The organism is Streptomyces sp. NPDC001231, assembly GCF_042896885.1.
Taxonomy (GTDB): domain Bacteria; phylum Actinomycetota; class Actinomycetes; order Streptomycetales; family Streptomycetaceae; genus Streptomyces.
Genome location: NZ_JBIAXS010000018.1, coordinates 157998 through 179179 on the forward strand (window position 1 = coordinate 157998; position 21182 = coordinate 179179).

6 protein-coding genes are annotated in these 21182 nt (G+C 69.6%); 5 read left to right on the forward strand and 1 reads right to left on the reverse strand.

Translation table 11 applies throughout. The features are described from left to right. Positions 1-335: 335 nt before the first annotated feature. The 5 genes from ACFY3J_RS22680 (at position 336) to ACFY3J_RS22700 (ending at position 19770) form a co-directional block, all read left to right on the forward strand. A complete protein-coding gene (locus tag ACFY3J_RS22680; RefSeq protein WP_390841621.1) occupies positions 336-1607 on the forward strand; it encodes a serine/threonine-protein kinase in 1272 nt (423 codons plus the stop codon). Between the two features lie 139 nt (positions 1608-1746). Continuing rightward, positions 1747-5001: an SNF2-related protein gene (locus ACFY3J_RS22685; RefSeq protein ID WP_390841622.1), complete on the forward strand. Its 3255-nt coding sequence runs from the start codon at positions 1747-1749 to the stop codon at positions 4999-5001. After that, on the forward strand, positions 4998-10610 hold the full coding sequence (locus ACFY3J_RS22690) for a hypothetical protein (RefSeq protein WP_390841623.1): 5613 nt from the start codon (positions 4998-5000) through the stop codon (positions 10608-10610). Before ACFY3J_RS22685 ends, ACFY3J_RS22690 begins: the two co-directional genes overlap by 4 nt. Then, entirely contained in the window at positions 10607-17470 is a 6864-nt protein-coding gene (locus ACFY3J_RS22695) for a DEAD/DEAH box helicase (protein WP_390841624.1), read from the forward strand. The genes ACFY3J_RS22690 and ACFY3J_RS22695 overlap by 4 nt, the downstream gene beginning before the upstream one ends. Continuing rightward, a complete protein-coding gene (locus ACFY3J_RS22700) occupies positions 17467-19770 on the forward strand; it encodes a UvrD-helicase domain-containing protein (protein ID WP_390841625.1) in 2304 nt (767 codons plus the stop codon). The genes ACFY3J_RS22695 and ACFY3J_RS22700 overlap by 4 nt, the downstream gene beginning before the upstream one ends. Positions 19771-20315: 545 nt before the next feature. Here the strand turns inward: ACFY3J_RS22700 and ACFY3J_RS22705 are convergent. Continuing rightward, positions 20316-20942 (reverse strand): hypothetical protein, encoded by a 627-nt coding sequence (locus tag ACFY3J_RS22705; protein WP_390841626.1) that lies wholly within the window; start codon positions 20940-20942, stop codon positions 20316-20318. Between the last annotated feature and the right edge of the window lie 240 nt (positions 20943-21182).

The window sequence follows — 21182 nt, forward strand, 5'->3', positions numbered from 1 at the left end:
GCACGGACGCGAACTGGGCCGCCTCGGCCGTCCGTCGCTGGACCACGGCCAGATTCTCCATCACCTCCAGCGAGTGCAGGCGATCAGGAATCGGATCGCTCACTTCGACGAGGGCCCGCTGCCGCCGGGGGATATGCGGGGGCTGATGTCCTTCGGCCGGCGGTTACGGGGCTGCGTACGGTGAGCACGGCCGGGATCCGGTCGTCGGTCCGACGCTCCTCGCATGTCAAGCGATGACAGCCCCTGTCGGCACTCCAACCGCAGCGATAGGGTGAACCTTCGGTGAAAGTGGGACGTGCCTGGACAGCCTGGCACGAGAGGGTGACGCGGAAGATATGAGTGAGGTGCCCACGCACATCGGCCGGTACACGGTCGAGCGCGAGCTGGGCGCGGGGGGCATGGGGCAGGTCTATCTGGCCTACTCACCCGGTGGTGACCCCGTCGCCGTGAAGGTGATCAGGAACGACAGGCTCGACCAGGCGACCAGAGCGCGCTTCGAGAAAGAGGCACTGATCGCCCGGACGGTCGTCGGGACCAACAGGGTGGCCCGCTTCCTCGACGCCGACCCGTACGCCGACCAGCCGTGGATGGCCGTCGAATACGTGCCCGGCCGGACCGTCCAAGAGCAGGTGGAGCACGCCGGAACCCTCCCGGTGCCGCTGGTCGCCAGCCTTGGCGCGCTGCTCGCCGAGGGCCTAGAGGCGGTGCATGCCGTCGATCTGCTGCACCGCGACCTCAAGCCGCAGAACGTCATGCTCGGCGAGTACGGCCCGATCCTGATCGACTTCGGGCTCGGCGCGTTCATGGACGCGGGCAAGGACACGCTCACCCAGGAAGGCATGATCGTCGGCACGGTGCGCTGCATGCCGCCAGAGCAGGCGCTCGGCCGTTCCCGGGTGAAGGCCCCGGCCGACGTGTACGGCCTGGGCACGGTCCTGCTGTACGCGGCGACCGGCCACTACCCGTACGAGGGCAACGGCTGGCCGGCGATCGTCGCCAAGGTGACCGACGAGACCCAGCCGCCGGACCTCTCCGGGCTGCCCGCGGCGCTCACCCCGCTGGTCACCGCGATGCTTGCCCATGCTCCCGAGGACAGGCCCACGCTCACCGAGGTCACCGCCCAGTGCGTGGCGCTGATGAAGGGCGCCGGCCTGACACCGGTCGAGGCACGGCATGCCCTGATCGACCTCTCCGCCTTGTCCGGCGGGAAAGCTGGGGTGCACGGCCGGACCGGTCCGTCGTCGGCGGTGTGGGAACGCATCATCGCTCAGTACGGTGACGCGCCCGACGTGCACACCCTGGTCGTGGACGAGGACGGCCAGGACAGCCCGCTGGACCGTCCAGCCCACCCCGATCCGGCCGAGGACGAGAGCGAGGGCAAGGGCGAGGAGCAGCCGCTGCCCCCGGACCCGGCGGAGGCGCAGAACCCTGACGCCGTACCTGTCGTCGCACCACTGGGCAAGAACCGGGACGACGGTGAGCGGACAACGTCCCGCCCCGCGGACCGGACACCGCCCGAGCCTCCCCGCAGGCCCGGCCGGAAGCCGGCCTCGCAGATGGTGGCCGAGGACCTGAGGGCCAGGTACGCGATGCAACCGGCCTTGTAATCAGGGAGCGAGCGGACGGCACCGGCGTGCCGTCCGCGTTGTGCGCCAGGGAGGCGGGGCAGGCGGCGACAGGGTGACCGCCGCCGCGTCACGGCCCGTGGCGGGCGAGAGGTGTCTGGAAAGAAACGGTGGGAGCGGTATGCGGGACATCAGGGACGACAAGGGGACGGAGCGGTTTGTGGACGGTTCGGCGGAGGCCGGTGGCGCGGCCACGGGGCAGGGGACCCTTGACGCGGCGGACCGCGAGCAGGCCGCGGCCGATGCTTCTGCCGACGCCCCGGCCGGTGCGGTGCCGGGCTCTCGCCGCCCTCGGTTCGCCCCCGGCTCCCAGGTCCTGGTGCGCGACGAGCAGTGGCTGGTGAAGAGGGTCGCCGACACCACGTACGACGGCTGGATGGTCGAGGTCACCGGCGTCTCCTCCCTGGTGCGCGGCACGGACGCCGTCTTCTACGAGCGGCTCGACCAGATCGAGCCGCTCGACCCGGACAAGACCCGCCTGGTCCCCGACTCCTCCCCGAACCACCGCACGGCGCGCCTCTACCTGGAGGCCGTCATCCGCAAGACTGCCCTGCCGCAGACCGAGCACGGGCTCGCGCTGGCCGACAACTTCCTCATGGACCAGCAGACGCATCAACTCCGCCCCGCCCAGCTGGCCCTGTCCATGGAGAACCCCCAGCCCCGCATCCTTGTCGCGGACGTGGTGGGCCTCGGCAAGACCCTGGAGATCGGCATCCTCCTTGCCGAGCTGATCCGCCGGGGCCGCGGCGAGCGCATTCTTGTGGTGACCCCGGCGCACGTCCTGGAGCAGTTCCAGCGCGAGCTGTGGACCCGCTTCTCCATCCCGCTCGTCCGCCTCGACTCCACCGGCATCCAGCGGATCCAGCAGGACATCCCGGCTGGCCGGAACCCGTTCGCCTACTTCAAGCGGGCGATCATCTCCGTGGACACCCTCAAGAGCGACGTCTACGCCCATCACCTGGAGAACACCGACTGGGACGCCGTCGTCATCGACGAGTCCCACAACCTGGTCAACCGGGGCACGAAGAACAACATCCTGGCCCGCCTCCTCGCCCGCCGCACCGACGCCCTCGTCCTGGCCTCGGCCACCCCGCACAACGGCGACGGGGAGTCCTTCGCCGAGCTGATCGGCATGCTCGATGAGGCGGCGATCGCGGACACCTCCGACTACGACGTGAAGGACCTGGGCCACCTCTACATCCGGCGCACCAAGACCGACCCCGAGGTACGCGACTCCCTCAAGGGCGCCTGGGCGGACCGCGGCCCGTCCCGGCCGGTGGTCGCCAAGGCCACCTCGAAGGAGCAGGCTGTCCTGGAGGAGCTTGCCGCCCGCTGGATCCCGCGCGACCCGGCGGCCTCCTCCGTGTGCACGGACCCGATGGTCGCCTACAACCTGCTGAAGGCGTTCCTCTCCTCCCACCGGGCGCTCCAGGACTCGATCGCCGCCCGGACCAAGACCCTCGCCAAGCCCCTGAAGGGCCGCAGGAACCAGGACCCGGCCAAGCTGGAGACCGCGCGCCAGATCGAGCGGAAGGCGATCGTCGACCTGGCCCGCCTCGCGGACGACCTCGGCGACGACGACTCGTGCAAGCTCGACGCCCTGGTCGAGGCGTTGAAGGAGATCGGTGTCGGCCCCGGCTCGGACACCCGGGTCGTGGTCTTCTCCGAGCGCGTCCCCACCCTGAAGTGGCTGGCCGAGACCGTTCCGGCCCGGCTCGGCTTCCCCGCGGCGAAGCAGCTGGAGCCGAGCGAGAGGAAGTCCCGGCCGTGGAAGGCGTATGGCGGGGCCGTCGAGGTCATGCACGGCGACGCCACCGGTGAGGACGAGCAGAAGCGCATCGTCGAGGAGTTCGGTCTGCGCACCGCACCTGTCCGGCTCCTGTTCACCGGTGACGTCGCCTCCGAGGGCGTCAACCTGCACCAGCAGTGCCACCAGCTGATCCACTACGACCTGCCCTGGTCGCTGATCCGCATCGAGCAGCGCAACGGCCGCATCGACCGCTACGGACAGGAGAAGAGGCCCCAGTTCCGGGCCCTGGTGCTCACCGGCGACGTGGAGTGGCGCACCGACGACAGGACCGGCGAACCCCTGCCGCTGGACGACCGCCTGGTCGGCGCCAAGCTCCTCGCCCGCGAGGAGGAGGCCCACCGCATCGAGGGCACCGCCGAGGCGGTCACCGGCATCTACCGGGCGAAGGAGGAAGAGGACCGCCTCACCCGCGACCTCATCGCCGGCCGCACCGTCGAGGAGTCGATCAAACAGTCCTCGGCGGCGGGCGGCGGCGCCAAGGCCATGCTCGGCCGGTTGCTGGGCAACGTCGGGGCGAAGAAGCCGACGGACGACGTACCGCGCGCCACCGTGCCCAGTCTGTTCGGCACGGGCGGCGGGGGCGGCACGGCCGCGACCGCCGACTACTTCGACGAGGCCCTCCGCCAGGTCTGCCACCCCATCAGCCCGGACATCGCCCTCAAGCTGCGGCGCGAGAAGGACGGCACCATCGCCTTCGAGCCCCCGCCGGACCTTCTCCACCGGCTGAAGGCCCTGCCTAAGTCGTACTTGACCGAGCAGCAGATCCTCCCCACGGCCAACAAGGAAGCGCGCATCCGCCTCACCTTCGACAAGGGCCTCGCCGCCAAGCGCCTGAAGGTGGCCCGTGAGGACTCCGAGAGCCAGTGGCCCAACGTCAGTCACGTCTCCGACGTGCACCCCGTGCTGGACTGGGTCACCGACAAGGCGCTCGCGGCACTCCGCCACGACGAGGCGTTCGTGCTCGCCTTCGACCCCGACAAGGAGAAGGCGGCCGACATCGATCCGGCACTGCCCGACGCGCTCGACGGCCCCGTCTACCTCCTCCAGGGCATCTACTCGAACAAGGCCGGGCGTCCCACCGTCGTCGAGTGGATGGCCGTCACCGGCCTGCCCGACGCCCCCCGCGTCCACCGGGTCGACGACGCGTTCCTGGCCGCCTGCCGGGTCGGTCCCGCCATGCCGGGCCGTGCCGCACCCGTGAACCTCGCACACCTCCAGTCGCTGGTGCCGGACGCGGTCGAGCAGGCCCGGCGGTTCTTGACCGACCGCGAGGCCGAGTACGCGCAGCAGATCGACGCCGTCCTCGCGCCGTACGAGAAGCGCGTGACGGAGTGGAAGCAGACCGCGCTCATCACCGCCGCGGCCCGCCGCTCGCAGAAGGCGAAGAACGACGTGAACCTCACGGCCGACCGGCGCAGGACGCTGATCCGCTCCCTGCGGACCTCCGGCGCCCCGCTGCTGCGGCTCCTCGCCGTTCTCGAACCGCTCGCCGCCACCCCCGTACCGCCGACCGCCGTACCCGCCGCGACCGACCTGCCCGACGCCGGAGAGACGACCGCCCGATGAGCACCGACTTCGACTCCTTCTCCAACCGCGGCGAGTACCTCTCCGCGCACTACTTCGCCGAGCAGCTCGCCGACGGCCTGAAGAAGGGCGTCTTCGCCACCTGGGCGGACCGCGAGTCCGACGAGAACGATCCGCGCCCCACGCCGCGCGTCGCCCTGCGAGGTCTGCGGTCTGTCTACCTCGACGAGAAGTACCGCGGGTTCTTCGCCGAACAGGCCAAGGCGGACGCCGAGGACGACGAGTACCCCGAGAGGGAGGGTTACGAGGAGCGCCTCCACACCTACGAGGACGAGGAGTGGCGCGAACGCGTCGCCGACTGGCACCGCAAGGTGCTCGCCGCGCTCGGTTACCCGGAGGCCGACGCCACGTCCGGCCCGCGCGAACTGACCGTCCACCGGGCCGGACGCGACCACACCGTCCAGGTCGCCTGGCACGGCGACGGCATCGTCGCCGTCGACTGCGGCTGGTCCGCGAGCAACGACACCGCCCTGGACGCCGACGCCTACGGCCGTCTGCTCCACCCGGTGCGGACGGTCGGCAGCGGCGAGACCTACGAGTCGGGCCACGCGCTCGCCACCTGGCTGTTCCAGAGCGAGCTGGGAGGCGAGGGCGGCAGCGCGCCGCGCTTCGTCCTGCTGCTCTGCGGCGGCGTGATCGTCCTCGCCGACCGACAGGTGTGGGGCGAGGGCCGCTACCTGGCCGCCAACCTCGACGCCGCCCTTGAACGCAACGACCGCAAGCAGACCGGCGAACTCGCCACGATCGCCGCTCTGTTCAGCCACGACGCGCTCGCCCCGGCCGAGGACGGCAAGGGCCCCGCCATCGACGTCCTCGTCAAGGCGTCCCGTGACAACGCGGTCGGCGTCTCCGGCGAGCTGCGCCAGGGCCTGCAGAAGTCCGTCGAGATCATCGCCAACGAGGTCCTGGCCCGCCTGGAGCAGGCCGGCCTCGAACCACGCGACCTCGAAACCCCCGGCGACCCCTTCGCCCGCCAGCTCACCCGCGAGGCGCTGCGCTACCTCTACCGCATCCTGTTCCTCCTCTACGCCGAGGCCCGCCCCGAACTGGGCATCCTCCCGGCCGACGACGGCACCTACGAAGCCGGCTACTCGGTGGCCCGCCTGCGCGAACTCGTCGAGCGGGACACCCAGCTGACCGACGAGAGGGCCCGCAACGGATTCCACCTGCACGCCTCCCTCGACGTCCTGTTCAACAAGGTCAACCACGGCCACCGGGTGTACGGCACCGAGCCGTGGGACGAGCGGCCCGGCGACGACGCGGAGACCCGCAAGAAGAAGGCCAAGCAGCGCAGCGAGGGCCGCGGCCTGCGCTTCGAGCCCCTGCGCAGCGAACTCTTCGAACCGGCGGCGGTCAAGCTCATCGGCCTCGGCACCCGCGACCCGCGCGCCGACGAGGAAGGCCCCGACGGCCCGGCCTGGCTCGACCTGCGCCTGCGCAACAGCGCCCTGCACGAGGTGCTGCGCCTGCTCACCATGAAGAAGGCCAAGCGGCGCGGCGAACGCGGCGGCTTCATCTCGTACCGCAACCTCGGCATCAACCAACTCGGCGCGGTCTACGAGGGCCTGATGTCGTACACCGGCATCATCGCCGAGGAGGAGCTGTGCGAGGTTGCCAAGGGCGGTGACCCGGAGAAGGGCTCCTGGCTGGTCCCCTCGCACCGGCTCAAGGAGTATCCGGAGAACACCTGGGTCGAGTACGACGAGCGGGACCGCGAGGAGAAGGGCCTGCGCGGACCGAGGAAGTACCCGGCGGGGACCTTCGTCTACCGCCTCGCGGGCCGCGACCGGGAGACCTCGGCCTCCTACTACACTCCCGAGTCGCTGACTCAGGTCACCGTCGAACTGGCCCTGAAGCACCGCCTGGACCAGGAGAAGGACGAGGCGGGGAACGCCGTCAAGACCCGGGCTTCCGAGCTGCTGAAGTACCGCATCTGTGAGCCGGCGCTCGGTTCCGGGGCGTTCCTCAACGAGGCGATCAACCAGGTCGCCGAGGAGTATCTGCGGCGGCGACAGGACGAGTTGGGCGTCTCCATCCCGACCTCCGAGGCCCTGACGGAGAAGCAGAAGGTCAAGGCGTACATCGCGCTGCACAACGCCTACGGCGTCGACCTCAACTCCACGGGCGTCGAACTCGCCGAGGTCTCGCTGTGGCTCAACACCATGCACCCGGGCATGCGGGCACCGTGGTTCGGGCTGCATCTGCGGCGGGGCAACTCGCTGATCGGCGGAAAGCGGGCGGTGTACGCGGCGGAGCACGTCGCACCGGGGAAGGGCAAGGCCCTGTGGCTGAACGCCAAGGACACCCAGGCGCCGACCCCGCTGCCGTTCCGGGACAACGAGGCGGGCGGGCAGTGGCAGCCGCTGCCTGACGGGGCGGTGCACCAGTTCCTGCTGCCGACTCCGGGCTGGGCGGCGGTGACGGGGGCCAGTGGTGACGCGAAGAAGCTGCTGGGACAGTTGGCGGGCGACGGCGTCGAGCAGTTGAAGGAGTGGAAGAAGGGCATCCTCAAGAAGCCGGAGCGGAAATACACCCAGGCTGGTACGCCGAGGATCGACCGGAAGACCGGTGACGAAGTCGCCTCCCAGTACACCAGGCTGCGGGACGCAGGGCGGCGCGTGGAGTTTCTGTGGAAGCTCGTTGTCAAGCGGATGGAACTGTCGGAGCGGGAGATCGCCCGCAGCATCGACGTCTGGGGAGCCGATCCGGTCGGAGACGAGGAGTATGCCTTCCTGCGCCGTGAGCCGGAGAGCGCGGCAGAGGGCAGCGGCGCTCGGCTGTCGAAGGAGAAGGTGTACAGGGACCTCTTCGAGGCCATCGACACCCCGTATTGGCGACTGAAGAACGTCATGGACGCCTGGTGCGCACTGTGGTTCTGGCCGTCGCACCAGGCCGGGCTGCTGGACGGTACGGACAGTGAGTACACCGCGCCGGTGAACGGCACCGACGTAGTGGAGGGACTCAGCGCTCTTCTGGGCACCACAGGGCAGCACGAAGGCCCGGCACCGGAGGCGTCCAGAAGCGACGTCCAGCAGCAAGAGGACGACAAGGGCGGCTTGTTCGACAAGGAGCTGTACTTGGACGAGGAAGCCGCACGCAAGAAGGAAGAACGCGCTGCCAAGAATGAGCGCAGGAAGCAGCAGAACGCTGAGAAGGAGGCAGAGCGTCAGGCCGGATGCCGCCAGGTCATCCCGTTGCAGACACTCGATGACTGGCTCGACTTCCTTGAAGCTATGTTGGGAACGTTCTCCGTGGCCGAGGCGAACCTGCTTAGCGAGTTCGAGAATCTCGAAGCGCTTCAGGATTTCGAGCAGAAGCTGCCACGTATCATGGGCATGGACCTGGGTAACCCTGAGGACCGCTTTCCCTGGATGCGCGTCGTGCGGGACATCGCGACTGAACAGGGCTTTCTGCACTGGGAGTTGGACTTCGCGCTCGCGTTTGCGGAGGGCGGGGGGTTCGACCTGCAGGTGGGGAACCCGCCGTGGGTGCGGCCTGAGTGGAAGGAGAACTCCGTCATAGCGGAGTTCGAGCCGTGGTTCATGCTGACCGAGAAGCCTCCGGCGGCCGAAAAGCAGCGGCGGCGCGCGGCTGAGCTGGCCAGGAAGAAAGTGGCGGCGTACACCCTGCGGGAGGTGACGACCACGGTCACGCTGGCCGACTACCTGGCGGCACCGCAGGTGTATCCGCTGATCTCGGGCAGCCAGCCGGACCTGTACCGCGCCTTCATGTGCCAGGTGTGGGACCACACGGGGGCGTTCGGCAGCACCGGATTGGTCCACCCCGATACCCACTTCAACGGGGACAAGGAGGCCGCGCTCCGTGAGGCCACCTACCGTAGGCTGCGGATGCACGGGGACTTCGTCAACGCGGGCAACCGGTTCTTCCCGCCGCCCGTCGGCCGGTCCAGCCACTTCGGGGTGCACATCTACGGCACGAAGGGCGAGATCGATTTCCAGCACCTGTCCTGGCTTTTCTCCGTTGATGCGCTGCGGCTGTCCGCCGCACACGACGGTAAGGGCGACGCGCCGGGTGTGAAGTTCGACGGTGACTGGGATGAGCGGCCGCACAGCAAGCGTGTCGTTCAGGTCACCACGGACACCCTGGCGCGTTGGCAGAGGCTTTCGGGGGAGCAGGACGTCCCCGTCGAACGAGCGCGTCTGCTGACTCCGGTGAGTACGGCCGAGGACCCGGCCATCGACGCGCTCGCGGGGTATCCGCTGCGGCTTGGTGCGCTTTCTCCACAGATCACGCGCGGATTCGATGAGAGCGTAGCTAAGAAGTCTGTCCATGGTCCCAATGAGGACACGCCGCTGATCGACTACAACAAGGATCTCAAGGACAGGGACGACTACCAGGCGGAAACCTGGGAGGACGTCGTCCTCAAGGGCCCGCAGATTGGCGTGGCCAACCCGTTTTTCAAGCAGCCCAGTCAGGGGGGCGGCGAGGTACGCGGACTTAATCACCTGGAGCTGCCGTCGAACGCGGTCCCGGAGTCGGAGTACCGGAGGGTTGCTGACGAGGTCACGTATCGGGATGCGCAAGACCGGTGGTTGGACTACGACGAGCTGGAGTGGCTACGGGCTTCGGACGAAGAAATTCGGGCCGTGAAGGGGACGCTTGCAGAGAAGCTGGGGTGTCTGCCGAGGGAGGTTCCGTACGACTTGGTGGACAAGGTCTTTGTGGCGCGCGCAACGAAGCCGTACACGGAGTTTTACCGTATGGCATGGAGAAATCAGATTGCGCCGGACACTGAGCGTGCTCTCTACGTCTCCCTGCTCCCGCCCAAGCCAGGGCACGTGGGTGGCTTGCGGAGCGCGATGGCGGCAAGGAAGGTCGAAACGGTTCTTGCCAGCGGCATGTGGTCGTCGCTTCCACTGGACTATTTCCTTCGTACGATCAATGCCTCGCATTTGCACGAGACGCGGTCGAAGTCGCTGCCTGCACCCCAGGCCGATCACCCCCTCGCCCCTGCCCTCCTCCTCCGAACCCTTCGCCTTAATTGCCTCACGACCGCCTATGCCGACCTCTGGAAGGAACTCCACGACCCCAAGTGGGCCGGATACGAGCCCTGGGCGCGCCCTTGGCCACTGATGGCCACCAAACTCCACGAGACCAGCCCCACCTGGCAGCGTGACACCCCTCTCCGTACCGAGTACGCCCGCCGCGCCGCCCTCGTGGAGATCGACGCCCTCGTGGCGGTGTGGCTCGGCATCGACGCCGACACGCTCATCACCATGTACCGGGCCCGTTTCCCGATCATGCAGGACTTCGACCGGGTGACCTGGTTCGACGCTGCGGAGCGCAAGATCGCCAGTGACCGGTACACGTTTGGCCACGGCCAAGACAAGGACCACTGGAAGCAGTTCGAGAAGTATCAGGCCGACCCCGCCTTCAAGGCGCACCAGGAAAACCCCGCCGCCAACCCCGCCCCGGAGGCCCCCGTCCCTGACGGCTACACCGCCCCCTTCTACAAGGCTGACCGCGAGATCGAGATGCGAGAAGCGCACGCCTACTTCCAGAAGCGGCTCGACGACGCCGTGGCCGCCGGCCAGTGGGACCCGGTCAAGCAGGAGGTGCCGAAGCAGTGAGGCCGACGCTCGAAGCCGAGGGGCTCAAGGAGAGCCTGCTTCAGTACCTGTCCACCACGTACGCGCTGACCGACGAGGGCGCGCGGAAGGCGCTGCACCGGTTCCTGGGGGACGACAACACCGGCATGTTCCGGGGGCCGTTCCTGCGGCTGCGGACGCCGTTCGTGACGGCCGCGCCGGGGACGTGGGAGCAGTACCTGGACTGGCGGCGCACGGACGGCTGGACGCCGTATGCGCACCAGGCCGTCGCCTTCGAGCGGCTGTCCTCGGCCAGAGGCCGGACGCCACGGCCGACGCTCGTCACCACCGGCACCGGATCTGGCAAGACGGAGTCGTTCCTCTACCCCGTCCTCGACCACTGCGCGCGCGAGCGGGCGGCGGGGCGCGGTGGGGTGAAGGCCGTGTTCCTGTACCCGATGAACGCCCTCGCCACCGACCAGGCGCAGCGCATCAACGGGCTGCTCACCGAACACCCCGAGCTGAGCAAGGTGCGGGCCGGGCTCTACATCGGCGACCGGGCTGCCACCCGGTACGGGCGGGTGTTCACCGACCGCTCCGACATGCAGGTGACGCCTCCGGACATCTTGATCACCAACTACAAGATGCTGGACCTGCTGCTCCAGCGCGCCGCCGACGCCCCGCTGTGGGCGGACGCCGACATCCGCTACGTCGTGGTCGACGAGTTCCACACCTACGACGGCGCGCAGGGCACCGACGTGGCGATGCTGCTGCGCCGGCTCGCCTCCGCCGTCGGTGCCTCGGAGAAGGGGCGCCCGCTGGGCCGCATCTGTCCGGTCGCGACCTCGGCGACCCTCGCCTCGGGGACGGACGCCGACGGAGTACGGCAGCTGCTCGACGTGGCGACCCAGGTGTTCGGCACCGAGTTCCACGCCGACGCGGTCGTGGGCGAACAGCGGTTGACCGTAGACGAGTTCGTGCCGCGCGACGACTTCGACCCACTTGTCCCCGCGCCGACCCCCGACGAGCTGGCGGCCCTGCCCGACCCCACCCTCGGCGAGGAGGAGTTCGCCGCGCTGGCCGAGGCCGTCACCGGCAGCCGGGACACCGATCCGCACGCGCTCGGCCGGGTCCTCAAGAAGCACCCGCTGACCTCGGCTGTGCTGCACGCCCTGGACGGGCAGGTGCGTCCCGTGCCCGAGGTCCTCGATCTGATGTGGCGCAGCGGCGCACAGGCCTGGGGGCGCACCATCACGCTGCGACCCGAGGTTGCGGCGAAGGCGCTCGCCCGCTTCGTCGCGCTGCTCTCGGTGGCCCGCGACCCGAAGTCCGCTCCCGCCCAGCCGCGCCCCTTCGTCCAGGTCGAGGTCCACCAGTGGGCCCGGTCGGTCTCCCGCCTCGTACGTGGTGTGCTGCCCTGGCCGAAGGCCGAGTTCCAGTGGGACACGGCTGGCGCGCCGGAGACCGCCGAGGGGGAGACGGCGCGCACCGCGCCGGTGACCACGGCGACCGCCGGACAGGCCGCGAACCTGTTCCTGCCCGCGGTGTACTGCCGTGACTGCGGCCGTTCCGGCTGGGCGGTGTTCACCCCGGAGTCCGACGACCTGGATGTCGAGGTGGACACGCACAAGATCCGGCGGGCGTCGGTCAGCCAGGACAAGATGCGGGTCCGCAACCTGATCGCCGCCACCGACGGCGAGGCGCGGGAGGGTTCCGGAGCCGCGCCCATGGAGGGGGCAGGCCGGGCCGCCGGACGGGCCGACGCGAACGCCCTCAGCGTGACCGGCGCCGGACAGCTCCGTGTCCTGGACGGCCCCAAGCGCAGGCTCCGTCTGCCCGACCCGGTCGCCGACTACGACCCGGAGACCGGCAGCCCCCGTCTGGCCGGCTCCGACTCCGCGTTCGTGCTCGTGTTCCTGGGGGAGACCGCGACCACCGCCGCCGAGGAGGACTGGTGTCCGGCCTGCGGCTCGCGCAACACGATCCGGTTCCTCGGTACCGGCGCCGCCGCCCTCGCCGCCGCCTCCGTCACCCAGTTGTTCACCGGTGGGGAGCTCGACGAGGAGCAGGGCGAGACGAAGACTCTGATGTTCAACGACTCGGTGCAGGACGCCGCGCACCGGGCCGGGTTCGTGGCGAGCCGCTCGTACACCTTCTCGCTGCGCGCCCTGTTCAAGAGCCACCTCTCCGAAGACGCTCCGACCGCGCTGAACGACCTGATCGCCGATGTGGTCGCCGCGACCACCGACCGTGCGACCCTCGCCGCTGTCGTCCCCACCGACCTGCACGACTTCAAGGGCGTCAAGCGGCTGCTGTCCGGCGAGGGCCGCGGCGGGGACCGCAAGACGTGGGAGCTGATCGGGGAGCGGTTCGCGTTCGAGGCGCTGATGGAGTTCGGGTTCCGGTCCCGCAACGGCCGCACCCTGGAACTCACCCGCACCGCCGCCGCCCAGGTGCGCATCGCCGACCCCGAGGCCGCCGTCGAACTCGTACGATCCGCGCACACCGCGCCGTACGGGAAGGGCGGCCAACTGCCCGTTCCCGACGCACTCGACGACGAGCGGTACCTCGGCTTCCTGCGGATCTTCCTGGAACGGCTGCGGACCCGGGGCGCCGTCGGTCACCGCTGGCTGGAGGGGTACCTGAAGGAGGCCGGCACCAGCCGGTACTTCATATGGGGCGGGCGGCCCCCCGGCATGCGCGCCTTCCCCAAGGGCATCGCCGCGCCCGTGTTCCTGCTGAGCGCGCCGAAGACCCGGAGCGAGTTCGACTTCGCCACCGGACGGCTCTCCTGGTACGAGCGGTGGGCTCAGCGCAGCCTCGGACTGCCGCGTGAGCAGGCCGCCGAGTTCTGGTCCCGGCTGCTGCCCGAACTCGTCACCGCCGGACTGCTCGCCGTACGCACTCCGGAGGACAGCAGCCTGCGGATCTATGGTCTCAAGCCGGGTGCCGTCGACGTGCAGTTGTTGAAGGACAGCGAGGTCAACGAGGCGTTCGTCCGCTGCCCCTCCTGTTTCTGGGAACAGACCGTCCACCCCTACCTACTGCCCCAGTGGGACGGCCAGAAGTGCCCCGCTTACCGCTGCCGCACCGGCCGCCTCGTCGCCGGGAACCGGCCCGAGGGACTCGGTCGGCACCGGCGCGACCGCGACCACCGCGAGGACTACTACCGCAGGCTCTACCGCAAGGCCGGCACGTACCAGGTGATCACCGCCGAGCACACCGGCATGCTCACCCGGCCGGAACGCGAACGGGTGGAGGCGGCGTTCCGCGACGGCAGCGGGTTCAAGGACCCCAACGTGCTCTCCTGCACCCCCACCCTGGAGATGGGCATCGACATCGGCGACCTGTCGGCCGTCGTGCTCGCCGCGCTGCCCCGCCGCGCCGCCAACTACGTCCAGCAGGTCGGCCGCGCCGGCCGGCGCACCGGCAACGCCTTCCTCCTCACCATCCCCGACCGCAGCCGCCGCGACCTGTACTACCTCGACCAGCCCCACGAGATGATCGCCGGGCAGATCGTGCCGCCCGGCAGCCACCTGTCCGCCATCGAGATCCTGCGCCGCCAGTACCTCGCCCACCTCCTCGACCTCGCCGCGCAGGGCCGGCTCAAGCGCGCCGACGGGAAGCCGCTCGCCGCGATCCCGCACGACGCGCCCGCCCTATTCGGCCCCTCCGGCTACCTCGCCGACCTCGTCGACGCCGCGCTCGGCGGCGCCGCCGAACTCGTCGAGACGTTCCTCGACCTGTTCCCCACCGGCGTCAGCCCCAAGGCCGCCGACGACCTGCGCGCCTACGCCCGACACGGGCTGCGCGGCGCCGTCGAGGAAGCCGGACGGCAGTGGAAGCGTGGCGAGGAAGAACTGCGGCGCAGGCTGAAGTTCATCGACGAGGCCATCCACGAGCTTCACGAGAACGACGACGAACAGCGCAGCCGCAAGGCCGAACTCGAAGCGGAACACCGGGCCGTCGGCAAACGCCTGATGAAACGCGGCCTGACCACCGCCCAGCAGGCCCTCTGCGACCTTGGCCTGCTGCCGAACTACGCCCTCATCGACGCCGTCACCACCCTCAACGCCACCCTGTACTGGCCCGAAGGCCCCGACCCGAAGACCGGGCGGGAGCGTTTCGACTCCAAGATGCGCGCGTACGACCGTCCCCAGCGCTACGCGCTGTCCGAACTCGCGCCCGGCAACACGTTCTACGTCAACGGCTACAAGCACCAGATCACCGGCATCGAGATCGGCAGCTCCACCCGGCCCGACTGGACCCCCTGGCGCTTCTGCCGGGAGTGCGGCTACGTCCGCACCGAGGACGCCGCCGACGACCGCAGCCCGTGCCCGCGCTGCCACAGCACCGCCATCGCTGACGACGGCTCCTGCCTGCACCAGGTGATCGAACCCACCGTCGTCACCTCCCGCGACAAGCGCGACGACGCCCGTATCGGCGACGACAAGGACGACCGCGAACAGCGCTTCTACACCGTCGTCGACGCGGTCGACATCCCGGCCGAGCACATCGAGCCCGGGGCGTCCTGGCGGCACACCCGCGAGACCTTCGGCGTCGACTACTCCCGCAAGGCCGTCATCCGGAAGATCAACGTCGGCCCGCTCCGGTTCGACGCACGCCCCGAGGACGAGCTCGCCGGACACGACGTCAGGATGGCACCCTTCCACGTGTGCACCGCCTGCGGAGCGGCCACCGCCGACGGCAGGCCCGTCTTCGACCACGACACCGACGCCCTCGACACCTCCGCCGTACGCAACCCGGCCGTCAAGCACCACCAGCCCTGGTGCCCGCTGCGCCGGGGCAAGAAGGGCCCGGACGCACCGAAGCAGGAATCGGTGCTCCTCGCCCACCAGCTCACCACCGAGGCCCTGCGCATCCTGCTCCCGGCCGCGACCGTGCTCGTCGACGAGAAGATCCACTCCTTCCAGGCCGCACTGCGCCTCGGCGTCGACCGGCACTTCGGCGGCGATCCCGCCCATCTGGACACCACCCTCGCCAAGATGCCCGACAGGGCCACCGGCGAGAAACGGCACTTCCTCGTCCTGTACGACCGCCTCCCCGGCGGCACCGGCTACCTCGACCGGCTCACCCGGCCCGCCGCCTTCCGCGACACCCTCGCCGAGGCGCGCGAGATGTTGCTCAAGTGTCCCTGCAAGGACGAGGGGCGCCGCGCCTGCCACCGCTGCCTCCACCGCTACGCCGAGGAGCGCCACCAGGACGAGGTCTCGCGCCGCTCGGCCCTGGAGATCATCAACAGCCTCCTCGGCCCCGTCGACGAGAACGGCCGCCCGCCGACCGACGACGAGGGCAACGCCGTCGACCACTGGCAGGTCGAGGCAGTCCCCACGACCGCGGCGATCGGCCTGGACCGGCAGGTCGAATCCGACTTCGAGGCCCGCTTCCTCGCCGCCCTGCGCACCTGGAGCACCGGCCAGGACGACACCTCCCTGGAGGAGAGCGGCGCGCACAGCGGCCACCTCCGCTTCGCCGGGTCCACGGCATGGCGGCTGACCGCCCAGCGCGACGAGGAGTTCACCCGTACCGACTTCACCTTCGAGAGGACCAACGGCACCCCCCAGAAGGTGCACGTCTTCCTCGACGGCCACCGCTACCACGCCACCCGCGAGCACAACCGCATCGCCGCCGACTGCAGGAAACGGGACGAGCTGCGGGCCGGCGGAGCCCTCGTCTTCCAGATCACCTGGGATGACCTCCTCCTCTTCGAGAAGGGTGAACGCGCCAAGGCCCGCCCGGTATGGCCCCCCTACCGGCGTACCGGACAGGACACCGCCAAGGACTGGTACGAGCAGTTCGGCGGCGACCGCGCCGACCTCGCCGACGCGGTCTTCACCAACCCCATCGACACCCTCCTCGGCTACCTCCGCGACCCCTCCCGCACCCGGTGGGGACGGCGGGCGGCGGCCCTGGTCGGCGGACTCCTCACCGCCCCCGAACCACTGGCGCAGAACGTCGACCGCGCGCAGGCCCGCGAAACGCTGCGAAGCGCCCTCCGCTCCCTGGCGAAGGGCGGGAACCCGGCGGCCGACGTCGAACCCGTCGCCGGAAACGGGGAGATCCTCGTCCTCCTCGCCACCGACGAGCACGGCCTGCCGCTGCTCCACACCGTCGACCCCACCGGCGGACCGGAGGCGACGGGCGGGTTCGGCTGGTGCGCCATCGCCGTACTCGACGACCATGACGGCGACCGGCTCGGCACCGCCGAGCACAGGCTCCGCTGGCGGTCCTGGCTCTACTGGTCCAACCTGCTCCAGTTCCTCGCCTTCACCGGCGGCGACGGCGTACAACTCGCCACCAGCCGGGCCGCCGACTTCGAGGTGGACGTCCTCCGCGTCGGAGGAGGCGTCGGCGAACTGGAGACGCTCATCACCCAGCTGCACCCCGAGACGGCCACGGCAGACGTGGCGGACGAGGTGGAGGACGGCCCGACAGCTCCGGCGGAGACGGCAGAGACGGATCGGTTTTCGACCACCTCGTCCTCGGCATCCTCGTCGTCCTCTGTCGCCGAGCAGGCACTCGAAGACCTGCTCCGGGACGCGGCCTGGGACGAGGAAATCCTCGAAATCCTCGAAGAGGACGAACCCGACTCCGATCTGACCCGGCTTGCCAGGAAGCTGGCCGAACGGGGCAAGAAAGCCCCCGCCTTCGGCCACGAACTCGACGAGCGCGGCTGGCAGGCCGACTTCGCCTGGTCCGACTCCGGCATCAAGGTCGCGGTGGTCGTCAACCCCGATGGCCACGACAGCGAGGAACTCCGCAAGCGGGACGCGGCATACGCCGCTGACGGCTGGACCCTGCGCACGGCCGCCGACTGGCTCGACCACCTCGACACCCTGCTCACCCTGCTCCCCGACACGGAAGGCCCGACGCACCGATGACCGCCCGGCTCAGCCTGTACGAGAAGGCCGAACAGGAGCTGTACAAGCTCGACCGCTCGGTCAAGGGCAAGTTCTACGACTTCTGCCACCGCTTCCGGCAGAACCCCGACCACCCCGGTCTCGACCTCAAGCCGCTCAAGGGCGACGGCCGCGTCTACCGGGCCAAGATCGACCAGTCCTACCGGGCGCTCCTCGCCAAGATCGGCATCGACGGCCGCGGCCACCAGAAGTGGCTCGTCGTCGCCGTACGGCACCGCAAGCACGTCTACGAAGAACTCTCCGTCGCAATCAACCGCATCACCGGAGAGATCGAGTTCGTCGATCTCTCCGTGGTCGGCCAGAGCGTTCTCCAGCGGGCCGGAATGACGCTCACCCCGGCCGAGCAACCCGAAGCCGGAGACGAGCCGGAGACGCCGGCCCCCGCACCGGACATGGCCGAGCCGCTCCTGGCCGGCTTCACCGCGGACGACCTCCGCGGACTCGGTGTCGCCGAACAGCTCATCGACCTTGCCCTCGCGGTCACCGGGAGTGACGAGCTCGACGCCCTCGTCTCCGGCGCTCCCCTCCTCACCAAGGACATCCTGTACGGCCTCGCCGCCGGGCTGTCCCTCGACGACGTCCGCAAGGAGATCACCGCCCCCGTAGAGGTCGAACTCGACGAGTCCGAGCGGCAGGACCTGGACGCGGCGCTCGCCCGCACCGCCGTCACCACCGTCGATGACGCCCTCAAGGACATCCTCGAAGAGGGCGACTTCCGCGCCTGGAAGGTCTTCCTCCACCCCGCCCAGGCCAAGCTCGTCGACCGCCGCTACAGCGGCCCCTTCCGCGTCTCCGGCGGCCCCGGCACCGGCAAGACCATCGTCGCCCTGCACCGCGTCAAGCACCTCGCCGAACAGCTGACCCCCGGCCACAGCAAGCTGATCCTGCTCACCACCTTCACCAAGAACCTCACCACCGACCTGCGCGCCCGCCTCGCCTCCCTCCTCGAGCCCGAGCAGCTTGCCCGCGTCGACATCACGCACATTGACCAGCTCGCCGCCCGCGTCCTCAACGAGAACAACCTCTCCGGCGCCGGAAAGCAGCGCATCTACGACAGCGTCGCCCTGAACACCCTCCGCCAGATCCTCCTCGAACTCGACGAGAAGCGCTGGGACGCCGAATTCCTTTACGAGGAATGGGAGCAGGTGATCCTCGGTCAGTCCCTCGGCACCCGCAAGGCGTACTTCGACGCCCGCCGCGCAGGACGCGGCCGCTCCCTCAGCCGCCCCGACCGCGCCCAGATCTGGAAGATCCTGGAGCAGTTCACCACCCGCCTCGACAAGGACAACCGCGAGACCTGGGGCCAGGCCGCCGAACGCGCCGCCCGCTTCGAGATGCAGCGCGCTTCGAAGATCAAGGCTCGTCAGGAACACAAGGAAGAGGTCGGCGGCAAGGACCTCATCCACCGCGACGACAGCTCCGGCATGTACTACCTCGGGCACCGCTACCAGCACGTCGTCGTCGACGAGGCACAGGATCTCCGCCCCGCCCACTGGAAGATGCTGCGCGCCATGGTCGCCCCCGGCGACGACGACATGTTCATCGCCGGCGACACCCACCAGCGCATCTACGACCAGCAGGTGACCCTGGGCACTGTCGGCGTCCAGATCCGAGGCCGCGCCGCCCGCCTCACCCTCAGCTACCGCACCACCCGCGAGATCCTGAACCGCGCCATGGAGGTGGTGAACCCCAAGAGCACCCAGATCACCTTCGACGACCTCGACGACGGCACCGACACTCTCGACGGCTACCGCTCGGTCCTCCGCGGCCCGGCCCCGGAACTCGTCCCCTGCGACTCCTGGGACGACGAACTCACCCAGCTGGCCACCACACTTCGGACCTGGCGCGAAGAACTCGCCACCGGCGGAGCCGACGGCAAACCCCGCGACCCGCGGGGCAATATCGCCGTCTGCGTCGCCGACCGCGAAGCCGTCAACCAGGTCATGTACTACCTGGCGACCGAGGCCGGCCTCACCATCGCCGAGCTGACCAAGGACGGCGTCAAGGGCGACGGCGACATCCACGTGGGCACCATGCACCGCTTCAAGGGCCTCGAATACCAGAAACTCGCCATCGTCGGTGCCCGGGACGGCGTCATCCCCCGCGCGTCCCTCATCCAGCGCTACCGCGACACCGACCCCAACCGCCTCGCGCGCGAGGAACTCAAGGCCCGCTCCCTGCTCTTCGTGGCAGCCACCCGCGCCCGCGACACCCTGCGCATCAGCTGGCACGGCAAGGCGAGCCCGTATCTGCCGAGGTAGAAAGTGAACCCTCCTCGGGTCGGATTGCGCTGAGCGTGCTGACGCAGGCGTTCAGACACCGAACACCAGGCCGTCGACGTCGCCCGCGCCCACGATGCTCGCCCGCTGCTCCGCTACGTTCGCGCACGCGGAGCAGCGGGCGGCCTGTCGGTGGGAGCCAGCCCCGACCTACGCCGCGTCTGCCGCAGCCCGTGACCGCCTTGCATAGCGCTGCACCCAGGGGATGGCTGAACCGTTGGCTGTACGTTGTCCCCAGGGGCAGACCGAAGATGTGTACCCGCAGTGCCATCGCGCTCTCGTCACCGTCCTCACCGACAGCTCTTCCCGCGCGGCGGCCCGTACGGCGGGACGGGGGACGCGGCGTGCTGTCCGGGCGTCCGGCTCGTTGGCCCAAACTGTGAGCGACTTCGAGCAGTGGATGGACGCCGTAGCGGCCCAGCCCGGCCCTACATAGACGCACAGGCCGAGGTCGACGAGGTGCCTGGTCAGGCCCCATGCAGAGGAACCGAGGGGCACGGCGAACTCGCGGGATGTTGCACATACGGCTACGCCAGCTCGGCGTCCTCACGGCGCCAGCGCGCCTCGTCCCGCAGCGTCAGCCCGTACCAGACGCTGACCGCGCCCGCGGTTCCCATGGCCGCGATCCAGGCCGCCACGCCTCCGTCGAACAGCCAGCCCCACAGGACCGCGAGCCAAGGCACCTCCATCAGCAGCACGAACCTGCCGTGCGTGAGGCTTCTGCCGACCGCCGCGGCGCGGCGCACCATCCATGCTCCGAGGAACAGCGGTCCCAATGCCAGCACGGCCACGATGACCAGGACGAAGAGAATGAACTCCCCGCCGTCCTCGCTGGACATGTTGGGCTGCACGTGGTTGTCGGCAATCTCGTAGTACGCCGCCGCCCCAACGACCGCTCCTGCGGCGGCTGCAGCCGCCCCAGCCGCGGGCTGAGCCCACGGCTGGGCGTCAGCGCGGGGGGCGTCGCCTCCCACGTAGTTGTACCCGTACCGTTCGGCCGGGCCGAGCTGGTGGTTCTGGGTGAAGGCGTTGCCGTGCGCGTCGTAGTGCGTCGTCTCGTAGATGGCGCCGTTCGTGTCGTTGTACCGCTCACGGCGATACGTCCCAGGGTGCAGTACCTGGTTGGGTTCCTCGACGTACCGTTCCTGATCCACTGAGCCCCCACGGCTTCGATGTCGGTTGGATCCCGACTCGTTCGGATTATGTACTGCGGAGCACGCGCCCCCTGGCCAGGGGGCGAACAAGCCGAGCTTCGGTCGATCTGGTGATCGGCGGCCATGCTGAGACTGGAGCGAAAGTCTGAGCTTGAAATTAAACCTTCGGTGATCGTTCGGGGATCGAGTGGTTCACCCACATGGGAATCTGCCGGACATGACGACGACCTCCCTTTCACG

Coding starts and splice junctions, on each gene's coding strand:
- ACFY3J_RS22700 (WP_390841625.1), top strand. CDS start 17,467: ATGACCGCCCGGCTCAGCCTGTACGAGAAGGCCGAACAGGAGCTGTAC.
- ACFY3J_RS22690 (WP_390841623.1), top strand. CDS start 4,998: ATGAGCACCGACTTCGACTCCTTCTCCAACCGCGGCGAGTACCTCTCC.
- ACFY3J_RS22680 (WP_390841621.1), top strand. CDS start 336: ATGAGTGAGGTGCCCACGCACATCGGCCGGTACACGGTCGAGCGCGAG.
- ACFY3J_RS22685 (WP_390841622.1), top strand. CDS start 1,747: ATGCGGGACATCAGGGACGACAAGGGGACGGAGCGGTTTGTGGACGGT.